General features: G+C 57.2%; 26 protein-coding genes and 1 tRNA gene. 15 read left to right on the top strand and 12 right to left on the bottom strand.

Annotated elements, in window-relative coordinates; genetic code table 11:
- Window positions 1–140 precede the first annotated feature (140 nt).
- A tRNA-Ser gene (locus J2X72_RS04270) sits at window positions 141–231 on the bottom strand.
- Window positions 232–602: 371 nt separating this feature from the next.
- Here J2X72_RS04270 and J2X72_RS04275 point away from each other — a divergent pair.
- The 3 genes from J2X72_RS04275 (at window position 603) to J2X72_RS04285 (ending at window position 2,904) form a co-directional block, all read left to right on the top strand.
- Window positions 603–926 (top strand): hypothetical protein, encoded by a 324-nt coding sequence (locus J2X72_RS04275; protein ID WP_209998484.1) that lies wholly within the window; start codon window positions 603–605, stop codon window positions 924–926.
- A gap of 234 nt (window positions 927–1,160) precedes the next feature.
- Complete coding sequence (locus J2X72_RS04280) at window positions 1,161–2,156, top strand: BMP family protein (protein ID WP_209998481.1); 996 nt, start codon at window positions 1,161–1,163, stop codon at window positions 2,154–2,156.
- A gap of 106 nt (window positions 2,157–2,262) precedes the next feature.
- Window positions 2,263–2,904: a LysE family transporter gene (locus J2X72_RS04285; protein WP_310068781.1), complete on the top strand. Its 642-nt coding sequence runs from the start codon at window positions 2,263–2,265 to the stop codon at window positions 2,902–2,904.
- Here J2X72_RS04285 and J2X72_RS04290 read toward each other — a convergent pair whose 3' ends face one another.
- Window positions 2,905–3,117 carry a SlyX family protein gene (locus J2X72_RS04290; RefSeq protein ID WP_310068784.1) on the bottom strand — a complete coding sequence of 71 codons (213 nt, stop codon included), beginning with the start codon at window positions 3,115–3,117 and terminating at the stop codon, window positions 2,905–2,907.
- Window positions 3,118–3,237: 120 nt separating this feature from the next.
- On the opposite strand from J2X72_RS04290, the gene J2X72_RS04295 reads away from it, so the two are divergent.
- Genes J2X72_RS04295 through deoA form a run of 7 tightly spaced genes read left to right on the top strand, consistent with a single transcriptional unit; the run spans window position 3,238 to window position 9,949 of the window.
- Window positions 3,238–4,770: an ABC transporter ATP-binding protein gene (locus J2X72_RS04295; RefSeq protein ID WP_209998477.1), complete on the top strand. Its 1,533-nt coding sequence runs from the start codon at window positions 3,238–3,240 to the stop codon at window positions 4,768–4,770.
- Entirely contained in the window at window positions 4,767–5,318 is a 552-nt protein-coding gene (locus tag J2X72_RS04300) for a cysteine hydrolase family protein (protein WP_310068788.1), read from the top strand. The genes J2X72_RS04295 and J2X72_RS04300 overlap by 4 nt, the downstream gene beginning before the upstream one ends.
- On the top strand, window positions 5,315–6,460 hold the full coding sequence (locus J2X72_RS04305) for an ABC transporter permease (protein ID WP_310068792.1): 1,146 nt from the start codon (window positions 5,315–5,317) through the stop codon (window positions 6,458–6,460). The genes J2X72_RS04300 and J2X72_RS04305 overlap by 4 nt, the downstream gene beginning before the upstream one ends.
- The gene (locus tag J2X72_RS04310) at window positions 6,460–7,431 is read left to right on the top strand and encodes an ABC transporter permease (RefSeq protein ID WP_310068794.1); all 972 of its coding nucleotides are present in this window, start codon (window positions 6,460–6,462) and stop codon (window positions 7,429–7,431) included. Before J2X72_RS04305 ends, J2X72_RS04310 begins: the two co-directional genes overlap by 1 nt.
- Window positions 7,428–7,832, top strand: a complete 405-nt coding sequence (locus J2X72_RS04315; RefSeq protein WP_112525655.1) for a cytidine deaminase — start codon at window positions 7,428–7,430, stop codon at window positions 7,830–7,832. The genes J2X72_RS04310 and J2X72_RS04315 overlap by 4 nt, the downstream gene beginning before the upstream one ends.
- A complete protein-coding gene (locus tag J2X72_RS04320) occupies window positions 7,829–8,629 on the top strand; it encodes a purine-nucleoside phosphorylase (protein ID WP_209998473.1) in 801 nt (266 codons plus the stop codon). Before J2X72_RS04315 ends, J2X72_RS04320 begins: the two co-directional genes overlap by 4 nt.
- Before the next feature lie 6 nt (window positions 8,630–8,635).
- A complete protein-coding gene (deoA, locus tag J2X72_RS04325; protein ID WP_310069315.1) occupies window positions 8,636–9,949 on the top strand; it encodes a thymidine phosphorylase in 1,314 nt (437 codons plus the stop codon).
- On the opposite strand, the gene upp is transcribed toward deoA, so the two are convergent.
- The gene (upp, locus tag J2X72_RS04330; protein ID WP_310068797.1) at window positions 9,950–10,576 is read right to left on the bottom strand and encodes a uracil phosphoribosyltransferase; all 627 of its coding nucleotides are present in this window, start codon (window positions 10,574–10,576) and stop codon (window positions 9,950–9,952) included.
- A gap of 178 nt (window positions 10,577–10,754) precedes the next feature.
- A complete protein-coding gene (locus tag J2X72_RS04335; protein ID WP_310068800.1) occupies window positions 10,755–11,774 on the bottom strand; it encodes an adenosine deaminase in 1,020 nt (339 codons plus the stop codon).
- Between the two features lie 113 nt (window positions 11,775–11,887).
- Between J2X72_RS04335 and ubiE the strand changes: the two genes are divergently transcribed.
- The 4 genes from ubiE (at window position 11,888) to J2X72_RS04355 (ending at window position 16,411) form a co-directional block, all read left to right on the top strand.
- Window positions 11,888–12,664 carry a bifunctional demethylmenaquinone methyltransferase/2-methoxy-6-polyprenyl-1,4-benzoquinol methylase UbiE gene (ubiE, locus tag J2X72_RS04340; RefSeq protein WP_209998470.1) on the top strand — a complete coding sequence of 259 codons (777 nt, stop codon included), beginning with the start codon at window positions 11,888–11,890 and terminating at the stop codon, window positions 12,662–12,664.
- A gap of 7 nt (window positions 12,665–12,671) precedes the next feature.
- A complete protein-coding gene (gene ubiB / locus J2X72_RS04345) occupies window positions 12,672–14,249 on the top strand; it encodes a 2-polyprenylphenol 6-hydroxylase (protein ID WP_310068804.1) in 1,578 nt (525 codons plus the stop codon).
- A 68-nt stretch (window positions 14,250–14,317) separates the two neighbouring features.
- Window positions 14,318–15,703 carry a bifunctional phosphopantothenoylcysteine decarboxylase/phosphopantothenate--cysteine ligase CoaBC gene (coaBC, locus tag J2X72_RS04350; protein ID WP_310068807.1) on the top strand — a complete coding sequence of 462 codons (1,386 nt, stop codon included), beginning with the start codon at window positions 14,318–14,320 and terminating at the stop codon, window positions 15,701–15,703.
- Between the two features lie 183 nt (window positions 15,704–15,886).
- Entirely contained in the window at window positions 15,887–16,411 is a 525-nt protein-coding gene (locus J2X72_RS04355) for a GNAT family N-acetyltransferase (RefSeq protein ID WP_310068810.1), read from the top strand.
- A gap of 85 nt (window positions 16,412–16,496) precedes the next feature.
- Here the strand turns inward: J2X72_RS04355 and J2X72_RS04360 are convergent, their stop codons facing one another.
- The 8 genes from J2X72_RS04360 to J2X72_RS04395 all read right to left on the bottom strand — a co-directional run bounded on the left by J2X72_RS04360 (window position 16,497) and on the right by J2X72_RS04395 (window position 21,379).
- Window positions 16,497–17,042: an SRPBCC family protein gene (locus tag J2X72_RS04360; protein ID WP_209998462.1), complete on the bottom strand. Its 546-nt coding sequence runs from the start codon at window positions 17,040–17,042 to the stop codon at window positions 16,497–16,499.
- Window positions 17,039–17,443: a metalloregulator ArsR/SmtB family transcription factor gene (locus J2X72_RS04365; protein WP_310068814.1), complete on the bottom strand. Its 405-nt coding sequence runs from the start codon at window positions 17,441–17,443 to the stop codon at window positions 17,039–17,041. Before J2X72_RS04365 ends, J2X72_RS04360 begins: the two co-directional genes overlap by 4 nt.
- 95 nt (window positions 17,444–17,538) lie before the next feature.
- Window positions 17,539–18,543, bottom strand: a complete 1,005-nt coding sequence (locus J2X72_RS04370) for a proline racemase family protein (protein ID WP_310068817.1) — start codon at window positions 18,541–18,543, stop codon at window positions 17,539–17,541.
- Window positions 18,543–19,199, bottom strand: coding sequence for an HAD family phosphatase (locus J2X72_RS04375; RefSeq protein WP_310068819.1), 657 nt, complete (start codon window positions 19,197–19,199; stop codon window positions 18,543–18,545). The genes J2X72_RS04370 and J2X72_RS04375 overlap by 1 nt, the downstream gene beginning before the upstream one ends.
- A 4-nt stretch (window positions 19,200–19,203) precedes the next feature.
- Window positions 19,204–20,022, bottom strand: a complete 819-nt coding sequence (locus J2X72_RS04380) for an isocitrate lyase/phosphoenolpyruvate mutase family protein (protein WP_310068821.1) — start codon at window positions 20,020–20,022, stop codon at window positions 19,204–19,206.
- Window positions 20,023–20,051: 29 nt separating this feature from the next.
- Window positions 20,052–20,537 (bottom strand): dUTP diphosphatase, encoded by a 486-nt coding sequence (gene dut, locus J2X72_RS04385; RefSeq protein WP_209998455.1) that lies wholly within the window; start codon window positions 20,535–20,537, stop codon window positions 20,052–20,054.
- 102 nt (window positions 20,538–20,639) lie between these two features.
- The gene (locus tag J2X72_RS04390) at window positions 20,640–20,981 is read right to left on the bottom strand and encodes a HigA family addiction module antitoxin (protein WP_310068822.1); all 342 of its coding nucleotides are present in this window, start codon (window positions 20,979–20,981) and stop codon (window positions 20,640–20,642) included.
- A 26-nt stretch (window positions 20,982–21,007) separates the two neighbouring features.
- On the bottom strand, window positions 21,008–21,379 hold the full coding sequence (locus tag J2X72_RS04395; protein WP_310068823.1) for a type II toxin-antitoxin system RelE/ParE family toxin: 372 nt from the start codon (window positions 21,377–21,379) through the stop codon (window positions 21,008–21,010).
- 74 nt (window positions 21,380–21,453) lie between these two features.
- On the opposite strand from J2X72_RS04395, the gene J2X72_RS04400 reads away from it, so the two are divergent.
- On the top strand, window positions 21,454–23,043 hold the full coding sequence (locus tag J2X72_RS04400; RefSeq protein ID WP_112525629.1) for a peptide chain release factor 3: 1,590 nt from the start codon (window positions 21,454–21,456) through the stop codon (window positions 23,041–23,043).
- Window positions 23,044–23,070 lie beyond the last annotated feature (27 nt).

The raw sequence follows: 23,070 nt of genomic DNA on the forward strand, positions 1-23,070 counted from the left end.
ATTCTGAAATGCTCGTGGCAACCCGGTCGTAACCCCGTAGTGTGACAGTTTTTTTTGCTATTGGCTCTGCATCTGCATAGCAGGAGCGCTATCCATGTTGCAGCCATGTCTCTGGGATTTGCCTTTATAGGTTTCAGAAATGGCGGAGAGAGCGGGATTCGAACCCGCGTTACGCTTTTGACGTAAACACACTTTCCAGGCGTGCGCCTTCAACCACTCGGCCACCTCTCCGCAATTCGGCCGGCAACTGCCGGTCGGGTTGTTTAATGCAGCCGGAAAAACCGGCTTCAAGAGCACCGTCAACCATCGGTCACTCAGATCTGGATAGACACGCGGCGCCCGTCGATGGTTAGCCGACAGCGACCCCGTGCGGCGCGCACTATAGTCAGAACAGGCACTTGATCAACACCTATTTCAACATAATCATGCTTTGTGCGGATTTGCCGGGTTTCCCGCTGAAATTGCTGGGAATTTTCTCGAATAATTCACCGTATCCCGTCAAAATGCCGGTAAAAGTGAATTCATGTTGGCCTTGATCCGGCGTTACCATGTATTCCATCATTGAGGGACCCGGCCGTGTTGCAGCTTTTTTGGAGACCGTTGTGATCCGATTTATGTTCAGGCTGCTCGCCTATATCGCTCTGAGCCTGGCTATCATTGCCGCTGTTCTCGATGCAGCCCGTTCCGTCGGGGCATCGCAATTGACCATGACGTCGCTGCAGGAGAGCTGGCAGTCTATTTCCGCCTCCTCGCTCGCCCTCGCTGAAACAAGCATCAAAACCCATATATACCCTATATTATGGGACCCCTTGATGCTTTGGATTCTTGAGGCGCCAACCTTCGTCATTTTCGCGCTGCTCGCATTTCTGTTCTATGCGATAGGCTATAAGCGCGAGAACGGGGCCGGCCGTTTCGCCGCCCGTTGAGTTTCCGATGCCTCTAGCGGGTATTCCCCGTCCCACCCGGAGGCGAAATGATCTAACAGACTGACTTGACTGTATTTTTGGAGGATCTTTGACCAAGAGGCAAAATTCCGCGTGAATTTTGCTTCTTGGCATGCAAGATTGCTTCCGGGGCGGCTGGGGAGTGACCATCCGCAACGATTTTAAGGTTCGACAGAAGTTGAATCTGCTCAACAAAATCCAGAGGGTTGGTATCAAATGAAGCGTATTGTTCTTGGTCTCCTGGCTGCCACAGCAATGTCCGTCTCGGCCTTTGCTGCGGACGACAAGCCGGCCGTCATTTACGATCTTGGCGGCAAATTCGACAAATCCTTCAACGAAGCCGCGTTCAATGGCGCCGAAAAATATACGGCCGACTCGGGCGTCAAATATCGCGAATTCGAAATCCAGAACGAGGCGCAGCGCGAACAGGCTTTGCGCAAGTTCGCATCGGATGGCAATTCCCCCATCGTTATCGCGGGCTTCTCCGCCGCTGCCGCAATCGAAAAAGTCGCTGCGGAATTTCCTGATACCAAATTTGTCATAATCGATGCGGAAGTCGACAAGCCGAACGTCCGCTCCGTTGTCTTCAATGACAATGAGGGTTCCTATCTTGTTGGTGTGATTGCGGCAAAATCGTCGAAAACCGGAACCGTCAGCTTCATCGGCGGCATGGACGTCCCGCTCATCCGCAATTTCGGTTGCGGCTATGTTGGCGGCGTCAAGGCCACGAACCCAGACGCCAAGGTTATCCAGAACATGACCGGGGATACGCCTGCGGCATGGAACGATCCGGCCAAGGGCGGCGAAATTGCCAAGTCACAGATCGACCAAGGTTCCGACGTGATCTTTGCAGCAGCCGGCGGCACGGGCATCGGCGTTCTGCAAACGGCTGCCGACGCTGACAAATTGGCAATCGGCGTCGATTCCAATCAGAACGGCTTGCATCCGGGCAAGGTTTTGACCTCGATGCTCAAGCGGGTCGACGTCGCGACCTACAATGCGTTCAAGGATGCTGCGGATGGCAAGTTCACCGCCGGCGTCAATGTTCTCGGCGTCAAGGAAGGCGGCGTCGACTATGCGGTCGACGAGAACAACGCCAAACTGATGACTGACGATGTCAAGAAGGCTGTCGAAGCTGCCAAGGCGGATATCATTTCCGGCAAGGTCAAGGTTCACAGCTATTTCTCGGACAATGCCTGCCCGTACAAATAAGCAATGCTGGAACAATTCCAGAAAAAAACGGAATTGCCCAGTCATTGAAACCGCCGGTCATACGATCGGCGGTTTCGCTTGAAGGTTGCATGAAAGGAGAAATTCCATGACAGCGGTTGCCGTTCTTCTCAGCATCCTTGCCACGATTTTTATTGGCGCGATGAGTCCCGGACCAAGCTTCGTGCTCGTCTCACGGGTTGCCATCGCATCGTCGCGAACTCATGGTTTCGCTTCGGCTTTGGGCATGGGTCTCGGCGGCGCCATATTTGCGGCACTCGCCGTCCTTGGTCTCACGGCGTTGCTGATGCAGTTCGAGTGGCTTTATCTCATTCTCAAGCTGCTTGGCGGAGCCTATCTGATCCACATCGGTATCCGCATCTGGCGCGGAGCGTCCGAACCACTGACGACGTCAGGTGCTGGCGAAACCGCGAAGGCCATATCCGTTTCCCGCGCGTTTTTCCTCGGGCTGATCACACAGCTTAGCAACCCCAAGACATCGATCGTCTATGCCAGCATCTTTGCCGCTCTCATGCCGCCTTCGCCGCCGCTATGGCTGCTCTTAGCGCTGCCACCGATGCTGTTTTGCGTCGAAGCCGGCTGGTACGCGGTCGTTGCCTTTGCTTTTTCAGGTTCTCGCGCGCGGTCTGTCTATATCCGGTTGAAACAGTGGATCGATCGGGGCGCTGGTATGGTGATGGGAGCGCTGGGTATCAAACTTATGGTCGAAGCGCTGAAGGCCAAGCCATAGTCAGTAGTGCGGCGGTTTGGTCACGGGAACATCGGGCGCCGTCTGCTCTTCCAGAACCAGAAATCGATCCGTCAGTGCGTCGAGCTTGCGGCGCATGGCTTCGATCACTTTCCACTGCTCCGCGATCTGGCCGGAAAGCTCCTCGACGGTTTTCTCCTGCTCCGTCAAAAGAATTTCGAGGCGGGTCAAACGCTCCGGGTCGTCGGCTGTCATTGCTCGTCTCCATCTTCACTAGCTTGTCTATTCTTGTGTTTCTTGACTGGAAAGAAAAAAATCCCGTGTTAGGGTCGAAACCTCGAAAAGACGAAAAGCTGAACAACAGCGGATGGGGATATGGCCGAACCGGCGATCGAACTGGTTGGAATCGATAAGCGCTTTGGTGCCGTTCATGCCAATCGCGATATTCATATGCGTGTCGAAAAAGGCACAATCCATGGCATCATCGGTGAGAACGGCGCGGGCAAATCTACCCTGATGTCGATCCTCTACGGGTTTTATCAGGCCGACAGCGGCGAGATTCGCATCAATGGACAAGCGACCAGAATCGCTGATCCCAATGCTGCCATAGCGCTCGGCATCGGCATGGTGCATCAGCATTTCATGCTGGTTGAAAAGTTCACCGTGCTTGAAAATGTCATGCTGGGTGTCGAGGGCGCGCCCCTGCTCAAGAACGGCATCTCAAAGGCTCGCGCTGAATTGAAGCGGCTCGAGCGGGAATACCAACTCGATGTCGACCCCGATGCGCTGATCGAGGAGCTACCGGTAGGGTTGCAACAGCGCGTGGAAATCCTCAAAGCGCTCTATCGTGGGGCTGAAATCCTGGTGCTGGATGAACCGACCGGTGTTTTGACACCGCCGGAGGCCGATCACCTTTTCCGTATTCTCGAGCAGTTGAAAAGTCAGGGCAAGACGATCGTGCTGATTACGCACAAGCTGCGCGAGATCATGGCGGTAACGGACAATGTTTCGGTGATGCGGCAGGGTGCGGTCGTTGCCACACGCAAAACCGACGAAACCACCGTCGAAGAATTGGCCGAGCTGATGGTCGGCCGCCGCGTGCTCCTGCGGGTGCAGAAGGGCGAGGCAAAGCCAGGCGACATCAAGCTCTCCGTCGAAAACCTGACAGTGCGCGACAGCCGCGGAGTGGTGATGGTCGATGGTGCATCGTTTGACGTGCGCGCCGGCGAAATTGTCGGTATTGCAGGTGTTGCGGGAAACGGCCAGTCTCAGCTCATCGAAACGATCGCCGGTATCCGCGCTGCCGTTTCGGGCCGCGTGCTCATGGACGGGCAGATCATCGATATAACCGGCGCTGCCGATCCCGGTGAATTACGCGACCGGGGCCTCGCCCATGTGCCGGAAGATCGCCACCATATGGGGCTCGTCCTCGCCTTCGAGGAATATGAAAACTCGATCCTCGGCTATCATGACGATCCGCTCTATTTGAATGGGCCGTTTCTTGATCTCGAGGCGATAAAAGCGGACGCGCGCAAGAAGATCGAGAAGTACGATATCCGGCCGGGTGATCCGCGGTTGAAGACGGCCAATTTCTCCGGCGGCAATCAACAGAAGATCGTGCTTGCACGGGAAATGGAACGGGATCCTGGTGTTCTGATCATTGGCCAGCCGACACGCGGCGTGGATGTCGGCGCGATCGAATTCATCCACAAGCGCATCATCGAGATGCGCGACGCCGGCAAGGCCGTGCTGCTCGTTTCGGTTGAGCTTGATGAGATCCGCTCGCTTTCTGACCGTATCCTGGTGATGTTTGCGGGTCGCATCGTCGGCGAACGCGATTCCGACGCCGATGAAGGCGAACTTGGCTTGCTGATGGCTGGTGTCGAACACAAGGAGGCCGCGGAATGACGACGCAGGCGCTTATCGTCGTCGATGTGCAAAATGCCATCGATGATCCGAAGTGGGGCAGACGCGGCCAGCCGGACACCGAAGCCATGATCGCCAAGCTGCTTGCCGCTTGGCGCGAGCGGCGGCTGCCGATCATTCATATCCGCCACGATTCCACCGATCCGGCGTCGCCCTACAGGCCCGGCACCGAGGGAAACGAATTCAAATCGGAGGTCGCACCCCAAGTCGGTGAACCCGTCGTCGATAAGCGGACCAACAATGCCTTTATAGGGACGGATTTGATGGATGTTTTGGATGAACTGCAGGTGCACAGCCTTGTCGTGACGGGCGTACTTCTTGAAAACTCTGTCGATGCGACTGTGCGGATGGCATCCAACCTGGGATTTGAGGTGACTATTCCTGAAGATGCCGTTGCAAGCATCGACAGGAAGGATCACCGCGGCAAGCTGTGGTCAGCTGAGGACGTACATGCGCTGGCACTGTCCGTGCTGGGCGGCGAGTATGCCCGCATCACCACGTCCGACAAAATTATCGAGACCTTGCCATGAGCCAACCTTTTGCAAAACTGCCTGCCTGGGCGGACTACGGCCTTCTTCCTCTGATCAATCTGATTGTTGCTTTCCTGGTCGCGGGACTGGTGGTGCTTCTGGTGGGCGAAAGTCCGATTGATGCAGCTGTCTTGATGGTCAAGGGTGCGTTCGGTTCGGGTGACGGTGTTGGATACACGCTTTATTATGCGACGAACTTCATCTTCACCGGTCTTTGCGTCGCGGTTGCTTTCCATTGCGGACTGTTCAACATCGGCGGGGAAGGCCAAGCCTATATTGGCGGTCTTGGCGTTTCGCTGGTCGGGCTCTGGCTCGGCAATTTTCTGCCGTGGTGGCTGACTTTCCCTCTGGCGATCCTCGCCTCGGCGCTGGTAGGGGCACTGTGGGCGCTTATCCCCGCGTGGCTGCAGGCCAAGCGCGGTTCGCATGTCGTCATCACGACGATCATGTTCAATTTCATCGCTGCAAGCATCATGGTTTACCTGCTGGTAGGGGTGCTGAAGCCTGCGGGCAGCCAGGCGCCCGAAACGCGCGTCTTTGCCGAGGGCGGACAGTTGCCGGGTCTCGGTTGGCTGCTCGACCTCGTCGGGCTTTCAATGCGCTCGGCTCCCTTGAATGTCAGTTTCCTGCTGGCGCTGGTGGCGGCCTTTCTGGTCTGGGTGCTGATCTGGCGCACCAAGCTCGGCTACGAAATTCGTACTATGGGTTTTAGCCCGAAAGCGGCCCGCTATGCCGGTATCAGCGAACTGCGGATCATCATCATCACGATGATGATTTCGGGGGCGCTGGCAGGGATGATGGCGCTTAATCCGATCATGGGCGCGCAGCATCGTATGCAGCTGGATTTCGTCGCTGGTGCAGGCTTTGTCGGTATTGCCGTCGCACTGATGGGCAGGTCGCATCCGGCCGGAATCGTCATCGCGGCGATCCTCTTCGGCATGCTCTATCAGGGCGGCGCGGAAATCGCTTTCGATATGCCCAACATATCGCGCGATATGATCGTCATTATCCAAGGCTTGGTCATCCTCTTTGCGGGTGCCCTTGAACATATGTTCCGCCCTTCGCTGCAGAGGATATTCTACCGTCTTGGACGTGCAAAAAATCGAACCGCCACAGCCGCCCTTGCCGGAGGAAGCCAGTGATGGATTCTTTCACAACGGTCCTTCAGCTTTTCGATTCGACGATCAGGCTTTCGGCGCCTCTCCTGCTTGCCTGTCTTGCCGGGCTCTATTCCGAGCGTGCTGGCATTTTCGATATTGGCCTTGAGGGCAAGATGCTGGCAGGTGCCTTTGCCGCCGGTGCAGTCGCGACCTGGTTTGGTTCGGCTTATCTCGCGTTGCTCGCGGCAGTTCTGGTCTCGGTCGCACTCGGGCTCGTTCATGGTTTTGCGTCCATCACCCATCGCGGCAATCAGATTGTCTCTGGCGTTGCGATCAATTTCATCGCCGCTGGCACGACCGTCATCCTCGGCCAGGCATGGTTCAGCCAAGGTGGGCGCACGCCATCATTGCCGAATGCCGCGCGTTTCAATCCGATCAATCTTCCGGGTGCGGAGGCCTTGCGTGGTGTACCGGTCGTAGGTCCCCTCTACTACGAACTGATCTCCGGCCATTCGGTGCTGGTCTATCTCGCATTCCTGCTTGTGCCTTTTACATGGTGGGTGCTCTATCGCACGCGCTTTGGGCTGCGACTGCGCGCAGTTGGCGAAAATCCGGCAGCTGTCGATACGGCCGGTATCTCGGTGCCGTGGCTGCGCTACCGCGCGGTGATATGCTGCGGCGTGCTTTGCGGTATCGCCGGCGCCTATCTGGCGACGGCGCAAGGGGCGGGTTTCGTCAAGGACATGACTGCCGGGAAGGGCTACATTGCGCTCGCGGCATTGATTTTCGCCAAATGGCGTCCGGTTCAGGCCATGTTCGCATGCCTTCTGTTCGGGTTTCTCGACGCTGTGGGAATACGCATGCAGGGTCATCCGCTGCCATTTATCGGCGAGGTGCCCGTGCAATTCATGCAGGCGCTGCCCTATATATTGACCGTTGTGCTTCTGGCCGGTTTCATCGGCAAGGCCATTCCGCCAAAGGCTGGCGGTGTCGCTTATGTGAAAGAGAGATAATGAAAGATCTGTTCGATGCGGCGTTTGCCGCGATGCAGAAGACGCATTCGCCCTATTCGCAATTTCCGGTTGGAGCGGCCATTCGTACCAGCGACGGACGCATCTATTCCGGCTGCAATATCGAGGTCATCTCCTATCCTGAAGGCTGGTGTGCCGAAACGACGGCGCTAGGGCACTTCGTCATGGGCGGCGGCGGTACGATCACGGATATCGCCGTCGTTGCGGAAAAGAAGGCGAAATGCACGCCTTGCGGAGGCTGCCGTCAGCGTTTGGCGGAGTTCGCCGGGCCCGATACCCGCCTGCACCTTTGCGATAATAACGGCATCGTTGAAACGCTGACCATGAAGGACATTTTTCCCTACGGCTTCGAGGCGGACGTTTTGGGCAAGGGTGCCGCATGATCGCGCCCGCGACCAGCGCGCTTATTCAGAGACTTAACGGTCTGGCGCCGCGTATTGCGCTCGTTCTCGGCTCCGGTCTCGGTTCTCTGGTCGATGCAGTGGAAGACGCGGTTCGCATTCCTTATGCCGACCTGCCAGGCTTTCCGCATAGTGGCGTTTCCGGCCATGCGGGAGAGATCGTTGCCGGTTACCTCTCGGGTAAGCCCATTCTGATGCTGGCGGGGCGCGCTCATTATTACGAGCAGGGAAATGCCTCGGTCATGCGGCCGGTTATTGCGGCACTGGCCGATCTCGGCGTCGAGATGCTGATCCTCACCAATGCCGCCGGCTCGGTCCGCCACGATCTTGCACCGGGTAGCCTGATGCTGATCGATGATCATATCAATTTCTCCGGCCTGAACCCTCTCATTGGGGAGCAGTCCGACCAACGCTTTGTTGGCATGACGACAGCCTATGACAGACAATTGAAAGAGGCCTTTCTCCTTGCCGCCGGCGAGGTCAACGAAAAGTTGGAACAGGGCGTCTACATGTGGTTTTCAGGTCCGTCCTTCGAAACACCGGCAGAAATTCGCATGGCACGGACTATGGGCGCCGACGCGGTTGGCATGTCCACTGTTCCGGAAGTCATCCTGGCGCGATTCTTTGGACTGCGTGTTGCCGCTTGCTCGGTAGTCACAAACTATGGGGCAGGGATGACTGGAGCGGAACTTTCGCACGAGGAAACCAAGGATGTTGCGCCGAAGGGCGGCGCCCGTCTTCAAAAGATCATACGCGCTCTGATCCGGGAGATAGGCTAACCGATGTTGTTGCCGCAAGAAATTATTCGGCGGAAGCGCGACGGTCATACCCTTGACGCTGCCGATATCACGGCTTTCATCAATGCGATGAGTTCAGGGTCCATCACCGAGGGACAGGTTGCCGCCTTCGCGATGGCCATATTTTTCAATGGCATGAAACGTGACGAATCCGTGGCACTCACTTTGGCCATGCGCGATTCCGGCGATATTCTTGATTGGTCGGACTTGCCCGGACCCGCCGTCGACAAGCATTCGACTGGCGGCGTCGGGGACAATGTCTCGCTGATACTCGCGCCCATCGTCGCCGCCTGCGGTGCTTACGTGCCGATGATCTCGGGACGTGGGCTCGGCCATACGGGTGGTACGCTCGACAAGATGGATGCGATCCCCGGTTACCGCAGCCAGCCCGACAACGCGTTATTTCGCAAGGTGGTCCACGAGGTGGGTTGTGCGATCATCGGCCAGACTGCCAATCTTGCGCCCGCCGACAAGCGGTTCTATTCGATCCGGGACGTGACGGCGACGGTCGAATCGATACCGCTTATAACCGCTTCAATCCTCTCCAAGAAACTTTCCGCTGGCCTCAATGCGCTGGTACTGGATGTGAAATCGGGCAATGGTGCCTTTATGACCAGAAACCGCGATGCAGTATCGTTGGCTGAGAATATTGTGGCGGTCGCGGCTGGAGCGGGGCTGACAACGACTGCCGTTCTCACGGATATGAACGAACCTCTGGCACTCGCCGCCGGCAATGCGGTCGAGGTTAGGAACGCCGTCGATTTCCTTACCGGGGACCGGCGTGACACCCGGCTCGAAACGGTGACGCTGGCACTTGCCGCAGAGATGCTGGTGTCGGCCAAGCTTGCCCCAAATCATAGAGCCGCAACCGACAAGGCAAGGGAAGCCTTGGGCAGTGGCAAGGCGGCGGAGATTTTCGGCCGGATGGTCGCCGGTCTCGGCGGGCCAACGGATTTCATCACCCGGAGCCGGCACCATCTGGCTGTCGCGCCCATCACGCATGAGGTCAAAGCCCCGCAGGCAGGCTATGTCGCCGCCGTTGACACACGCGCTGTCGGGGTAGCTGTCGTTACACTCGGCGGTGGGCGCATTCGCCCCCAGGACCCCATCGATCATGCGGTCGGCATCACGGCGCTACAGCCAATCGGGGCAAGAATGGAAGAGGGAGAACCGATTGCCTTGGTCCACGCCCGGACCGACGCCGATGCAGCAGCCGCAGCAAAGGCAATCCAGGCGGCCTACGGGTTTTCCGAGCGCAAACCCCGCACGATCGCCCCGGTGCTTCGCCGGGTAGGACCCTGATTATTTCGTCCCATACATGCGATCGCCGGCGTCACCCAGCCCGGGAACGATATACCCTTTCTCATTCAGATGACTGTCGATTGCCGCGGTGAAGACCTGCACGTCCGGATGCGCGTTGGTAAAGCGCTCGATGCCTTCCGGCGCCGCGAGAAGGCAGAGGAAACGGATATTGCTGGCTCCGCGATCCTTCAGCTTCTGGATAGCGGCGATAGCCGAGTTGGCTGTCGCAAGCATCGGGTCGACCACGATGATTAGCCGGTTGACGATATCTTCGGGCGCTTTGAAATAATATTCGACCGGCAGCAGCGTTTCATGGTCACGGTAAAGCCCGATATGCGCGACCCGTGCAGCGGGAACGAGATCGAGCATGCCTTCGAGCAGGCCGTTGCCCGCCCGAAGAATCGAGGCGAAGACCAGCTTCTTGCCCTCGATCACCGGAGAATCCATTTCCGTCAGAGGAGTCTGGATGCGGATACTGGTCAATTGCAGGTCACGCGTTACCTCATAGCAAAGGAGCAGCGATATTTCCTTGAGCAGTCGCCGGAAGCCCGCGGTAGAGGTATCCTTGTCGCGCATTATGGTAAGCTTGTGCTGGACAAGCGGGTGGGAAACAATCGTCACGCCCATGGGAAACCTCTTTTACTTAAAATTCTGCAGACTTTGGAGCCTGTCTTGAAAGTCGCTGCGGTGAGTCAGACGGAATGGTCTTCGAGAACCGGAGCGCAGCGTACATTAAGTGCGTGAGCACCGGAAGCGCGGAAAACAATGTCAGATAGCCGCCACCGCAGAGTTTGAAGACGCGCTCTTAGCTGTTTGAGACTGATCCTGCCAAGACCTCATCGGAAACGCGCACAGTTTTGTCCGGATAGAGCCGCTCCAGCAGTGCTGTTCGGGTGTCTTCATCGACAAAAGCGGCCCTGAGCGCCGTCGCGGTGACTTCCGTCAACATCCCGTCGTCATAGCCGAAATAGGTGGCGGCGATCTCATATTCGCGTGCGAGATCCGTGTGGAAATAAGGTGGATCGTCGGCATTGAGCGTTATCGGGACGCCAGCTTCGGCAAGCGTGGCTAAAGGATGCGATGGAAAATCCGGGTAGACGCCCAGCGAGATATTCGAACTGGGACAGCATTCCAGAACGACCTGTTCGTCGGCGAGCCGTTGAACCAGATTGGAATTTTCAATGGCGCGAACACCATGGCCAATGCGCGCGGGCTTCAGGGCGTATAGCGCGTTAGCCACGCTTTCCCACCCAACAAGCTCGCCCGCATGCACAGTTATGCCGAGCCCCGCACCGCGCGCAATATCAAAAGCAGCCGCAAAATCCCCAGGTTGATGCATGCGCTCATCGCCCGCCATGCCGAAGCCGGTAATCAAGGGATGCGGATTGGCCACTATGTATTGTGCCGCTGCCGTGACGGCCTCCGGTCCCCTATGGCGCAGACCTGTCGCAATCATCCGGCACTCTATTCCCGTCGCGGCTTTTGCGCGCTGGATGCCCTCCGCCAACCCGTCGATATAGGCCCGCGGGTCCAGGCCGGCGCCAATCGCGTGATCCGTCGATATGAAAAACTCAGAATAGATGGCGCCTTGCTGGCTTAACGACAGAAGATAGTCTTCAGCAAGATCGGCGTAATCCTCTGCCGTACGGAAAAGCATCGAAGCTTGATCGAAGGCGCGCAGGAACGAGGTGAAATCATGCCAGACGAATCTGCCATTCTGGATGAATCCGGAGACGTCGGCACCATATTTGGTGGCTTTCTGTTCGACCAGGCGGGGTGCGGCGGCGCCTTCGATATGGCAATGCAATTCGGCTTTCAGAACCATCCCGGTCAACCCCCGACAAAACAAATCAACGCGGCGCTTCATCGCGCAAGAGACAATAGCCTTATGCGTTTCAATCTTCTATGGTTCTGGCGATTTGAAAAACAGGTAGCACAATGAGCCAGCAACGCACCGGTGCCCACGGCGGCATGGAAACGTCCTTCGGGTTTCAGGATGTCAGCGATGGGGAAAAGCAGACACGCGTCAATGACGTCTTCCACCGCGTCGCCAAACGCTATGACGTGATGAATGATCTGATGTCCGGCGGCCTGCATCGTGTCTGGAAGGATTCGATGATTGCCTGGCTCGCTCCCTCAAAAACGGCCGGCTGGAAAGTCCTCGACGTGGCAGGCGGCACCGGTGACATTGCTTTTCGTATCGTTGAGGCGTCAAACCGCAATGCCCATGCGACCATACTTGATATCAATGGTTCGATGCTTGGCGTCGGCCGCGATCGCGCCGAAAAGCAGGGGCTTGCCGACAATACCGAGTTTGTAGAGGCCAATGCCGAAGAACTACCCTTTGAAGATGCTCGCTTCGACGCTTATACGATCGCCTTCGGTATCCGCAACGTGCCGCATATCGATCGGGCCTTGGCCGAGGCTTTTCGTGTGCTTAAGCCCGGCGGACGCTTCCTGTGCCTTGAATTTTCCGAGGTAGAATTGCCGGTCCTCGACAAGATTTACGACGCGTGGTCGTTCAATGCCATTCCAAAGATCGGCAAGGCCGTGACCGGCGATGCGGACAGCTATCAATATCTGGTGGAATCCATCCGCAAGTTTCCGCGACAGGCCGATTTTGCTCAGATGATCCGCAAGGCCGGCTTCGAACGGGTCAGCTGGCGCAATTTCACCGGTGGTATTGCGGCGCTGCATTCCGGCTGGAAGCTGTGACTGCTAAATGAGTAGTCCTGCAGCAATATTTCGCCTGATGCGGGCCGGATGGATCATGACGCGTGAAGGCGTCATATCCGCTTTGCCAGCCGAAGGCCTGAGTGGGCTCCCCGCCTTCGGTCACCGGATGGCGGGCCTTTTGGCGCGCCGCCGCGCCATGACGGCGCGGCGCTCCGAGCGCATGTCGCGCGCCATCAACAAGCTTGGCCCGTCCTACGTCAAGCTCGGGCAGTTCCTCGCAACCCGGCCGGATGTGGTCGGGACCGAAGTGGCAGACGATCTGGCACTCTTGCAGGATCAGCTCGATTTTTTCCCTATGGACGCTTCGATCAAGGCTATCGAGGGTTCTCTTGGGCGGTCTGTGTCCGATCTTTTTGTAAGTCTTGACGAACCTATTGCCGCCGCATCTATTGCGCAGGTGCACCCGGCCTTCGTTGCAAGCAATGGCGAAATCAAGAAGGTCGCGGTTAAGGTCGTGCGCCCGGGTGTGCGCCAGCGTTTCAACAACGACCTCGAGAGTTTCTTTTTGGTGGCAAGATGGCAGGAGCGGTATGTACCCGCCACCCGTCGCCTGCGCCCGATTGAAGTTACGCGGACACTGGCACAGACAACCCGTATCGAGATGGATTTGCGCCTCGAGGCCGCTGCGCTGTCGGAGATCGGCGAGAACACCAAGGATGATCCGGGCTTTCGTGTTCCGACTGTCGATTGGGAACGCACAGGACGCGATGTACTGACGCTCGAGTGGATCGATGGCGTCAAAATGTCGGACATAGAGGGCTTGCGCGCAGCGGGACACAACCTCATCGAGCTCGCCGAAACGCTGATCCAGTCATTCCTGCGCCATACATTGCGCGATGGCTTCTTCCACGCAGACATGCATCCCGGTAATTTGTTCGTCGATGATGAGGGCCATATCGTTGCGGTGGATTTTGGGATCACCGGACGGCTTGGCAAGAAGGAACGCCGGTTCCTCGCGGAAATCCTCTACGGCTTCATAACGCGCGATTATGTCCGTGTTGCCGAGGTGCATTTCGAGGCCGGATATGTGCCGCACCGGCATGATGTCGCGAGCTTCGCGCAGGCCATCCGCGCCATCGGCGAGCCAATCCATGGCCAACCGGCCGAAACTATCTCCATGGCAAAGCTGCTCACGCTGCTTTTCGAGGTCACGGAACTCTTCGACATGGAAACGCGGCCCGAACTTGTCATGCTGCAGAAGACCATGGTTGTGGTCGAAGGGGTATCGCGGACGCTGGATCCGCATTTCAATATGTGGAAGGCTTCAGAACCGGTGGTCGGGAGCTGGATTCGCCGCAATCTCGGGCCGCAGGGCATTCTCATCGATGCGCGTGAGGGGGCTCAAGCAGTCCTGCATCTGGCCCGTCAGGTGCCGGAATTGGTTGGACGCGCTGACCGGCTGTCGAAGGAACTCGACAGGATGGCGGAACATGGTTTGCGGTTCGATGATCAGACGGCACACGCTATCGGCAAGGCAGAGGCCCGCCATACACGCTCGGGGCGTATCGCGCTTTGGGTGATTGCAATTTGTCTTGTCATCATCACGTACGAGCTTCTCAGCTAGGTATATATCAGCTATTGTGATTGCAATGATTGCATCTCAGCGATCATTATCGTAGTGGACGCAATCATATGGCCAGTATCACCATCCGCAATCTTGACGCGTCCATCAAGGAAAAGCTGCGTTTGCGCGCCGCGGCGCATGGCCGATCAATGGAAGAAGAAGTTCGGCTTGTCCTGGGGGAACTAGGAAACCCAGCTTCGACGGAGACCTCCGCAACGTTGACGACGATCCATGCCTCGGGCTCGTTATCCGGCCGTCGCATACTGCTGATCATCGGTGGAGGCATCGCAGCCTATAAATGCCTTGATCTCATCCGGCGTCTGCGCGAGCGTGGCGCACAGGTGCGTCCGGTACTGACCAAAGCGGCTGAAGAATTCGTAACGCCGTTGGCAGTGAGTGCACTCGCAGCCGACAAGGTTTTCACGGAACTCTTCTCGCGCGAAGACGAGCATGATGTCGGCCATATCCGCTTGTCCCGTGAGGCCGATCTGATCGTCGTCGCGCCGGCAACAGCTGACCTGATGGCAAAGATGGCGACTGGCCTTGCCAATGATTTGGCCTCTGCAATCCTCCTGGCGACCGATAAAAGCGTGCTGATAGCACCGGCGATGAACCCGAGAATGTGGGGCCACCCGGCAACGAAGCGCAATCGCGCTGTACTTCAAAAGGACGGTATTCGTTTTGTCGGCCCGAACAAGGGCGAAATGGCGGAGAGTGGTGAAAGCGGCGATGGCCGCATGGCGGAGCCGCTTGAGATTGTCGGGGCTATTGAAAAGCTGCTGGATCGCAGTCCGAAACCGCTGGCGGGTAAAACGATTGTCATGACCTCGGGGCCGACCCACGAACCGATCGATCCGGTTCGTTATATAGCCAATCGCTCGTCTGGAAAGCAGGGCCACGCCATTGCGGCGGCCCTTGCCAGGCTCGGCGCAACCGTACGTCTGGTCTCTGGTCCCGTCACCATCCCGGACCCTGAAGACGTTGCGGTGATCCACGTCTCAACGGCGCGCGAAATGCGCGATGCTGTGGAGCAGCTTTTGCCCGCCGACGCTGCCATCATGGTCGCAGCCGTTGCGGATTGGCGCACGGCGAACGAAGCGGGCGAAAAGATCAAGAAGAAGCCGGGTGAGAAAGCTCCGGCGCTACAGATGATCGAAAATCCGGACATTCTTGCCGGGATAGGACACAGCAAATCGCGGCCGCGTCTGGTCATCGGCTTTGCTGCTGAAACACAGGACCTGCTTGCCAATGCTCAGCGAAAGTTGGACAAGAAGGGGGCGGACTGGATCGTCGCCAATGATGTCAGCCACACCGGCGTCATGGGCGGCGACCGCAATGCGGTGCGGATCGTCACCCGTTCAGGGGTCGAGGAATGGCCGGACATGAGCAAGGAGGAGGTTGCGGAACGTCTTGCAGCGAAAATAGCAGCTGCATTGCAGACGATGGAGGTTTAGAGGCTTTCATGCTTGGATGGAAGTGCTCTGCCGGCTGGCGGCCAACCATGTGTCAGGCGGGCTTCGTCCGATGAACCACAACGGCCTCGCCATCTTTCGCGTGGATTGTCGCGCCATCCGGGAAAAAGAACTGTTTCCATCCAGGCATGAAAGGCTCTAGGTGTGGATCAGGAGACAAGAATCGTGATACCAGTAATTGAAACCGAACGCCTCGTCCTGCGTCCTCACAGGCGCGAGGATTTTGAGGCGCTCCATGCAATGTGGGCGCACCCTTCGGTGTATAAATACATTTCGGGCAAGCCCTCCACGCGGGAGCAATCCTGGGCGAGACTCTTGCGTTATGCCGGCATGTGGCAGCTGATTGGCTACGGTTTCTGGGCGATGCAAGAGAAGGCAAGCGGACGTTTCGTTGGAGAGCTCGGCTTTGGCAATTTCGAGCGCGATATGGAACCGCGCATCGGCGATACGCCGGAGATGGGCTGGGTTCTCGCGCCGGAAATCCACGGCAAAGGCCTTGGAAGCGAAGCTCTCGCCAAAGTGGTCGCTTGGGGCGATGCTTTCTTCAAGCACGATCGATCGCTCTGTATCATATCACCGGAAAACGCTGCATCGCAGCGGATCGCTGAAAAGAACGGTTTCCTCAAGATTGCCGAAACGACCTATACGGAGGAGCCGGTCTGGATGTTCGAGAGGCGATTTCGACCGTAGGTAGAGCAAATTCCGACCATATTGAAACAGAACCAAGGCCGGCACACGATGCCGGCCAACATTTATGCAGGCGATATCTTCGCAATCAGCCGGTGATGATCTGCTTGTATTCCTTCTCGAGCCGGGTGAACTTGTCCCAGAATCCGCTGGTCCGTTCGCCGCTGAGGTGATCGATGAGGACACCCAGATGTGTGTGCCAGCCGCTGGCAACGCTCACCATGGAATCGTTGCTGCCAAGTCGTGTGTGCGTGACTCGAAGCAATGTATCCGATCCCGAGGCCGTAAGTTCGAATGTTACTTCGGAAGGTTCGCCTGTGGATTCCGGCCAGGTAAAGCTGAGCAATGACGGCGGCTCATACCGGGTGACCTTGCCCTTGTTGGTGTGACCCTCATATTTTTGGTAGTCGGCGGGCGTGGGCTCGTCGGATAACTGCGAGTGGTAAAAGGTTAGTTCAACATCCCCGCCGACATAATTGGCCATAGGCCCCTCGGCCAGCCATTTTTTGCGCTTGTCCGATTCAGTGAGATAGGCCCAGACCCGTTCGACTGGGCCTGGAAGGATGCGTTCGATGCGAATCGTACGAGGTGCTGTCACAACACCAAGACGATCATTTTTGACATGCTCGTTCATTTCGTGCTCCTTGACGTTTTATCAGATTTGGCAGGGCTCGACGGCGACTGTTCGCTTGATCGAGCCAACGCGCGATCTTCCTCGCGCAGGATTTCCTCGAGATCGTCGAGACGCGTTGTCCAGAACCGCTCATAGGTCCGTAGCCATTCTTGCGCCTCCGCAAGGCGGGCCGCCTCAAGCTGGCAATAATGCGTGCGGCCTTGGACATGGCGCCGCACCAATCCGGCTCCTTCCAGCACCTTGATATGTTTCGATGCACCAGCGAGCGACATATTAAAGGGGGTCGCAAGCTCGCTGACGGTGCGTTCGCCCTCGGTCAGCCGATGCAGAATGGCTCTCCTTGTTGGATCGGAGAGAGCATGGAAAACGGCGTCGAGGTGAGGTGTCTGAAATTCAACCATATGGTTTAATATCATCGCACATTAAATTAGTCAACCATACGGTTTAATATATTTCGAGCAAGTGTTCTGGGTCTGTGAAAGGGAGGGAATTTGCTCTAGAGAACCAAAAAGCCCTGACCGAGCGGATCGTCGTCCTCGACGATAAACTCAGCCTTGCCGCTATAATAAGCGTGGCCGGAAACACGTGCGGTAATGGCGTCGAAATCACCCACCTTGGTGCTTGAGGCAACGAAGCCCGCAAAGCGTGAGCCTACAATGCTTTCGAATATCCGCGCATTCCCTTCGCGTATTTGTCCTTTGGCGAACATGGCCGCGAGCCGCGCGGTCACGCCCGAACCCGTCGGGGAGCGGTCAAGCTGCGCGTCGGCGAAGATACAGACATTCTTCGTCGGACCTTCATTCCAGTCGTCCGCCCCATCTGTCAGGATCGATCCGTAGAGAAACGCCAGGTCCTTGTGGTCTGGATGGTCGAGCGGCACCGCCTCCTTTACCGCCTGGGTGAGGACAGTTGCAGCGTCAATGAAGTTCCTCGCCGGATAGCGGCCGAATTCGAGACCGAACTGATGACAGTCCGCCAAGGCATAGAACGCCCCGCCATAGGCCACATCGAAATTGATCTTGCCGAATCCCGGCAGCTCGATCATCTGATCGCCAGCATAGAGAAAGGCAGGCACGCTCTCGAATGAGACACCGCCGGATTTGCCGTCGCGTATTTCGACCGATGCCACGACCATGCCGCACGGGCATTCGATGTGGACTGTCGTGACCGGCTCCACCTTAGCCACGATCCCGTAGTCGACCGCGTAGCGGCCGAGCGCCATGATGGCGTGGCCGCACATGGTAGAGTAGCCTTCATTGTGCATGAACAGCACTGCCAGATCCGCGCCGGGCAGGTTGGGCTCTACCAGAACGGCGCCATACATATCGAAATGGCCGCGTGGCTCGAAGATCAGTATCTTGCGCAGGTGATCCAGCCTGTCGCGCACATAGGCGCGCTTTTCGAGGATCGTGCCCTTTGGCAGTTTGGGATAGCCGCCGGTGACAATGCGCACCGGTTCACCGCCCGTGTGCATGTCGATAGCAATCAGCGGTTCGGCCATCAGGCGACTCCCAGCAGCGCGGGTAATTGGCGCATATCGTCGAAAAGAATGCCGCCGGCAGCCGCTAGACCCTCGTGGTCTGCGTGGACATCGCCGCAATAGGAAAACACGCGCATGCCGGCTGCCGTGCCCGCCTTCGTTCCGGCAACGCTGTCCTCGATGACGACAGATCGGGACGGCTCGTAACCCATTTCCTGGGCCGCATGCAGAAACAGGTCGGGGAATGGCTTGCCACGCGCAACCATTGAGGCGCTGTAGAGGACATCGTGAAAATGCACGATCAGACCGGTCTTTCCTAGCGTGATGTGCATCTTCTCGACATTGGCCGATGAAGCAACGCAGTAGGAAAGCTCGGCCTTCTTGACCGCAGCGATGACCTCTTCGATATACGGGATGGCTTCGACGCCGTTTTCGAAGATCACCGGCATCGCCTGATACCAGCGGTCGACGAAATCGTCGCCGAGCCAATAGCCTTCGGCCTCGATCTTTTCTTTCACCGCACGCATGGGCATGCCGCAGAAATCCTTGCGTACAGCCTCGAAAGTGGTTGCGTAGCCGGACGCGCCGAGCATTTTTACGAGATGTTGATTGCCGAGTGTCTCCGTATCGACCAGAACTCCGTCACAGTCGAAGATCACCAGCTCGGGTTTTGTCATTATTTCAGATGTCCTTGTCTGCGCCGTGCGAAAAGAGTTGCTGCAATTCGCCGAAGGGCATTGCCTGTTGGCTGAATTCAAAAGTGCCTTTGTCAAGGATCTCGCGCGCCGCATTGCGGACCGCCGCAAAGGCGACGGTCGTCAGGTATGGACCAAGCGATATACGCTTGACGCCTGCCTCGGAAAGCTGCGCAACCGTGAGGGTGGGGCCGGCCATCACATTGACCGGTTTGGAAACCGACGAGCAGACTTGCCGGACAAGATTGATATCGCGGATGCCCGGCGCATAGAGAACGTCGGCACCAGCCGCTTCGAATGCCTGCAGCCGCTTGATGGTGTCCTCTATATCGGGTCGTCCATGCAGGAAGTTTTCAGCACGGGCGGTAAAGACAAATTCTCCCTTCAACGCCTTGGCTGCCTCGCTCGCTGCGGCTACACGCTCGACGGCAAGCGAGAAATCATAGATGGGGTTATGGTCGTCCCCGGAATAATCTTCGATCGAACAGCCGGCAAGGCCGGCTGCCTCGGCAGCGAAAATCGTCTCGCCCGCGCTGTCTGGACTGTCACCCTTGCCCTTTTCGAGGTCGGCATTCATGGGAAGGCCTGTTGCGGAAATGAGGTCCTTGCAATGCTGGATCATCATGTCAAACGGCACGCCACCATCCGGTAGACCACGGGAAAACGCAAAGCCCGCGCTGCTCGTCGCAAGTGCGTTGAAACCGAGCGATGCCAGGAGCATCGTTGTGCCCGGATCCCATGGGTTGGGCATGAGAAAAGTCCCGGGGGCTTCATGCAGCTGACGAAAAACCCTGCCCTTGTCCATGCCGACCTCCAGTGCGGACGTCCTTTATGCTAGGACGTACCTGTTGAACCGAACCCTCCGGCGCCTCGAACTGTCTCGCTGGCATGCTGCCGTTCTTCGACATCAAGCTGCACGACCGGAGCGAGGATGACCTGTGCAATACGCATGCCGCGTGTCACATAGAAATCGTCATCGCCGAGATTGATCAACAATACTTTTACCTCACCACGATAGTCGGAATCAATCGTTCCGGGGGTGTTGAGACAGGTAATTCCGTTTTTGAGTGCGAGGCCAGAGCGCGGTCGTATTTGTGCCTCGAAACCTTGTGGTATTTCAAAGATCAGGCCGCTTGGCACGAGCGCTCTCCGACCCGGCAAAAGCAGCATTGGCCGGTCTTCCGGCACAGCCGCCCGAAGGTCCATGCCGGCGGAGCCTAACGTTTCATAGGAGGGCAATTCAAGATCCAGGCCATGCGGCAACCGGATGATACCGAGAGCAGGATTCTTGTGGCGAGCGGAATCGGATATTTTGGACATGAAAAGACCTTTTTCACCAGACGACCGCCACGGTCAACTCACAAGATATGAAGGGTGAGGTGTTTGCACATATTACGCGCCGGAAGCAGCAAGAAGAAGATGCTAGGCGGCCTCGTGCGTTGCCCCGTCAAGTTCTGTAATGTTTTCGATCTCGGCCTGCTTATCGCGGCGGGCGATTTTGAGGTCATAGCTGGTCTGCATGCCTAACCAGAGTTCGGCAGACGTTTTAAAGAATTTGCCGAGCCGTAGTGCGGTATCGGGTGTCACGGAAGTCCGCTCCATAACAAGCCGCTCAATACGGGTGCGGGGAACATGAAGTGCTTTTGCTAAAGCACCGGCGCTCATGTTAAGCGGTTCCAGAAACTCTTCCCGGAGAATTTCACCGGGATGTATTGGAGGCAGCAAGTCTCCGGGACGCTCGGGGCGATTGAGTCTCGATGTCATGCTCATTTTCCTTACTCGGCTGAGGGCTAGTGATAGTCAGTAATTTCCACTTGCTCCGCACCGTCTTTTGTCCATAGAAAGCAAACGCGCCATTGCGCATTGATACGGATCGAATGTTCTCCCTTCCGGTTACCCTGGAGTGCTTCCAGGCGATTGGCGGGTGGAACGCGAAGATCCTCCAAATTTTGTGCATGTTCTATCATGGTCAATTTACGGATAGCCCGTCGACAAATGTCAGGTGGCAACGCTCTCGGAAATTTTCCCTTCGCAACCGCCTCCGTTAATTTGTCTTTGAACGAACATATCATTATCGCCTCAAATGTATGTATCATATGTTGATACAAGTTATAGTCAATCGAGATGTATCGTGAAGTGATACGACCTCCGTCTAAGACCATCTGGAATTGCCATCGACTGCGAAGCCTTCGGCTGATAGAAGGCGCGCAACCTTTCCTTCACGAGTTGAGCTTCCATGTCTTCTGCCGACCATCCCGTTTCCAAGCGCCGTACCTTCGCGATCATCGCACATCCTGACGCCGGTAAAACCACGCTGACCGAAAAGCTGCTGCTCTTCGGCGGAGCGATCCAGCTCGCCGGTGAGGTCAAGGCCAAGAAGGACCGGATCCAGACACGCTCCGATTGGATGAATATCGAGCGTGATCGCGGTATTTCGGTGGTTACCTCGGTCATGACGTTCGAGTATAGGGATTGCATCTTCAATCTGCTCGATACGCCTGGTCATGAAGACTTCGCCGACGATACCTACCGCACGCTGACTGCCGTCGATAGCGCGGTCATGGTTATCGATGCCGCCAAGGGTATCGAGGCGCGTACGCTCAAGCTCTTCGAAGTTTGCCGCATGCGCGATATTCCGATCGTTACCTTCATCAACAAGATGGACCGGGAAAGCCGCGACCCTTACGAAATTCTCGACGAGATCGAACAGAAACTTGCGCTGGACACCGCGCCAATCACTTGGCCCATCGGCCGCGCCAAGAGCTTTGCCGGAACCTACAATCTACAGAACAATACGGTGCGCCGACGCGACGAGGAAGAGGTGCCGACGCCGGTCAATGGCCCTGAATCCTCCGCTGCATCCGGTCTTCTGCCGGAAAATGAACGTCAAGCGTGGATTGACGAGGTGACTCTGGCGCGCGATGCCTGCAACCCGTTCGATCTGCAGGCTTTCCGTGAAGGCCATCTTACCCCTGTGTATTTCGGTTCGGCGCTGCGTAACTACGGTGTACGTGATCTGATCGAAGCCTTCTGCGATTATGGCCCGAGCCCCCGTGCGCAGGATGCCGATACGCGCAAGGTCGAGGCAACGGAAGACAAGATGACCGGCTTCGTCTTCAAGATTCAAGCGAACATGGACCCCAACCATCGCGACCGCATCGCTTTCCTGCGTGTCTGCTCGGGAAAACTGTCGCGCGGCATGAAAGCCAAGCTGGTGCGCACAGGCAAACCGATGAGCTTGTCTGCACCGCAGTTCTTCTTCGCGCGCAGCCGCCAGATCGCCGATGAGGCCTGGGCCGGCGATGTGGTAGGCATTCCCAATCACGGGACGCTGCGTATCGGCGACACGCTGACCGAGGGCGAGGACCTTCTGTTCCGCGGGGTGCCCAATTTTGCGCCGGAAATACTGCGTCGGGTGCGTCTTGATGATGCTATGAAGGCGAAAAAGCTGCGCGAAGCTCTGCAGCAGATGGCGGAGGAGGGCGTAGTCCAGCTCTTCCTGCCGGATGACGGCTCTCCCGCTATAGTCGGCGTTGTCGGCGCGCTGCAGATCGACGTTCTGACCGAGCGGTTGAAGGTCGAGTATACACTCCCCGTTGGCTTCGAACCCGCCCGCTTTACAGTCGCGCGTTGGATTTCCGCGGATGATCCGGCAGAGTTGCAGCGTTTCATCAATTCACATCGCGCCGATATCGCGCATGATCTCGACAATGATCCGGTGTTTCTGGCTCAGAACACGTTTTCGCTGTCTTATGAAGCAGAGCGCTGGAAGGCGATCCGCTTCGCTGCGATCAAGGATTATCAGGTTCGCGACAAGGCGGCGTGAGGGTCCCGTACGCTCCACTCCATGCAA

Origin of the sequence: Phyllobacterium sp. 1468, from assembly GCF_031455525.1 — a bacterium.
GTDB lineage: Bacteria > Pseudomonadota > Alphaproteobacteria > Rhizobiales > Rhizobiaceae > Phyllobacterium.

Excerpts from the sequence above, each read along its gene's own strand:
- J2X72_RS04280 (WP_209998481.1), top strand. The coding sequence starts at position 1,161 with ATGAAGCGTATTGTTCTTGGTCTCCTGGCTGCCACAGCAATGTCCGTC.
- J2X72_RS04400 (WP_112525629.1), top strand. The coding sequence starts at position 21,454 with ATGTCTTCTGCCGACCATCCCGTTTCCAAGCGCCGTACCTTCGCGATC.
- J2X72_RS04395 (WP_310068823.1), bottom strand. The coding sequence starts at position 21,379 with ATGGTCTTAGACGGAGGTCGTATCACTTCACGATACATCTCGATTGAC.
- J2X72_RS04290 (WP_310068784.1), bottom strand. The coding sequence starts at position 3,117 with ATGACAGCCGACGACCCGGAGCGTTTGACCCGCCTCGAAATTCTTTTG.
- ubiB (WP_310068804.1), top strand. The coding sequence starts at position 12,672 with ATGAGTAGTCCTGCAGCAATATTTCGCCTGATGCGGGCCGGATGGATC.
- J2X72_RS04335 (WP_310068800.1), bottom strand. The coding sequence starts at position 11,774 with ATGGTTCTGAAAGCCGAATTGCATTGCCATATCGAAGGCGCCGCCGCA.
- J2X72_RS04380 (WP_310068821.1), bottom strand. The coding sequence starts at position 20,022 with ATGGACAAGGGCAGGGTTTTTCGTCAGCTGCATGAAGCCCCCGGGACT.
- J2X72_RS04360 (WP_209998462.1), bottom strand. The coding sequence starts at position 17,042 with ATGAACGAGCATGTCAAAAATGATCGTCTTGGTGTTGTGACAGCACCT.
- upp (WP_310068797.1), bottom strand. The coding sequence starts at position 10,576 with ATGGGCGTGACGATTGTTTCCCACCCGCTTGTCCAGCACAAGCTTACC.
- ubiE (WP_209998470.1), top strand. The coding sequence starts at position 11,888 with ATGAGCCAGCAACGCACCGGTGCCCACGGCGGCATGGAAACGTCCTTC.
- coaBC (WP_310068807.1), top strand. The coding sequence starts at position 14,318 with ATGGCCAGTATCACCATCCGCAATCTTGACGCGTCCATCAAGGAAAAG.
- J2X72_RS04390 (WP_310068822.1), bottom strand. The coding sequence starts at position 20,981 with ATGACATCGAGACTCAATCGCCCCGAGCGTCCCGGAGACTTGCTGCCT.
- J2X72_RS04365 (WP_310068814.1), bottom strand. The coding sequence starts at position 17,443 with ATGGTTGAATTTCAGACACCTCACCTCGACGCCGTTTTCCATGCTCTC.
- J2X72_RS04320 (WP_209998473.1), top strand. The coding sequence starts at position 7,829 with ATGATCGCGCCCGCGACCAGCGCGCTTATTCAGAGACTTAACGGTCTG.
- J2X72_RS04310 (WP_310068794.1), top strand. The coding sequence starts at position 6,460 with ATGGATTCTTTCACAACGGTCCTTCAGCTTTTCGATTCGACGATCAGG.
- J2X72_RS04375 (WP_310068819.1), bottom strand. The coding sequence starts at position 19,199 with ATGACAAAACCCGAGCTGGTGATCTTCGACTGTGACGGAGTTCTGGTC.
- J2X72_RS04370 (WP_310068817.1), bottom strand. The coding sequence starts at position 18,543 with ATGGCCGAACCGCTGATTGCTATCGACATGCACACGGGCGGTGAACCG.
- J2X72_RS04300 (WP_310068788.1), top strand. The coding sequence starts at position 4,767 with ATGACGACGCAGGCGCTTATCGTCGTCGATGTGCAAAATGCCATCGAT.
- J2X72_RS04285 (WP_310068781.1), top strand. The coding sequence starts at position 2,263 with ATGACAGCGGTTGCCGTTCTTCTCAGCATCCTTGCCACGATTTTTATT.
- J2X72_RS04305 (WP_310068792.1), top strand. The coding sequence starts at position 5,315 with ATGAGCCAACCTTTTGCAAAACTGCCTGCCTGGGCGGACTACGGCCTT.
- J2X72_RS04295 (WP_209998477.1), top strand. The coding sequence starts at position 3,238 with ATGGCCGAACCGGCGATCGAACTGGTTGGAATCGATAAGCGCTTTGGT.
- dut (WP_209998455.1), bottom strand. The coding sequence starts at position 20,537 with ATGTCCAAAATATCCGATTCCGCTCGCCACAAGAATCCTGCTCTCGGT.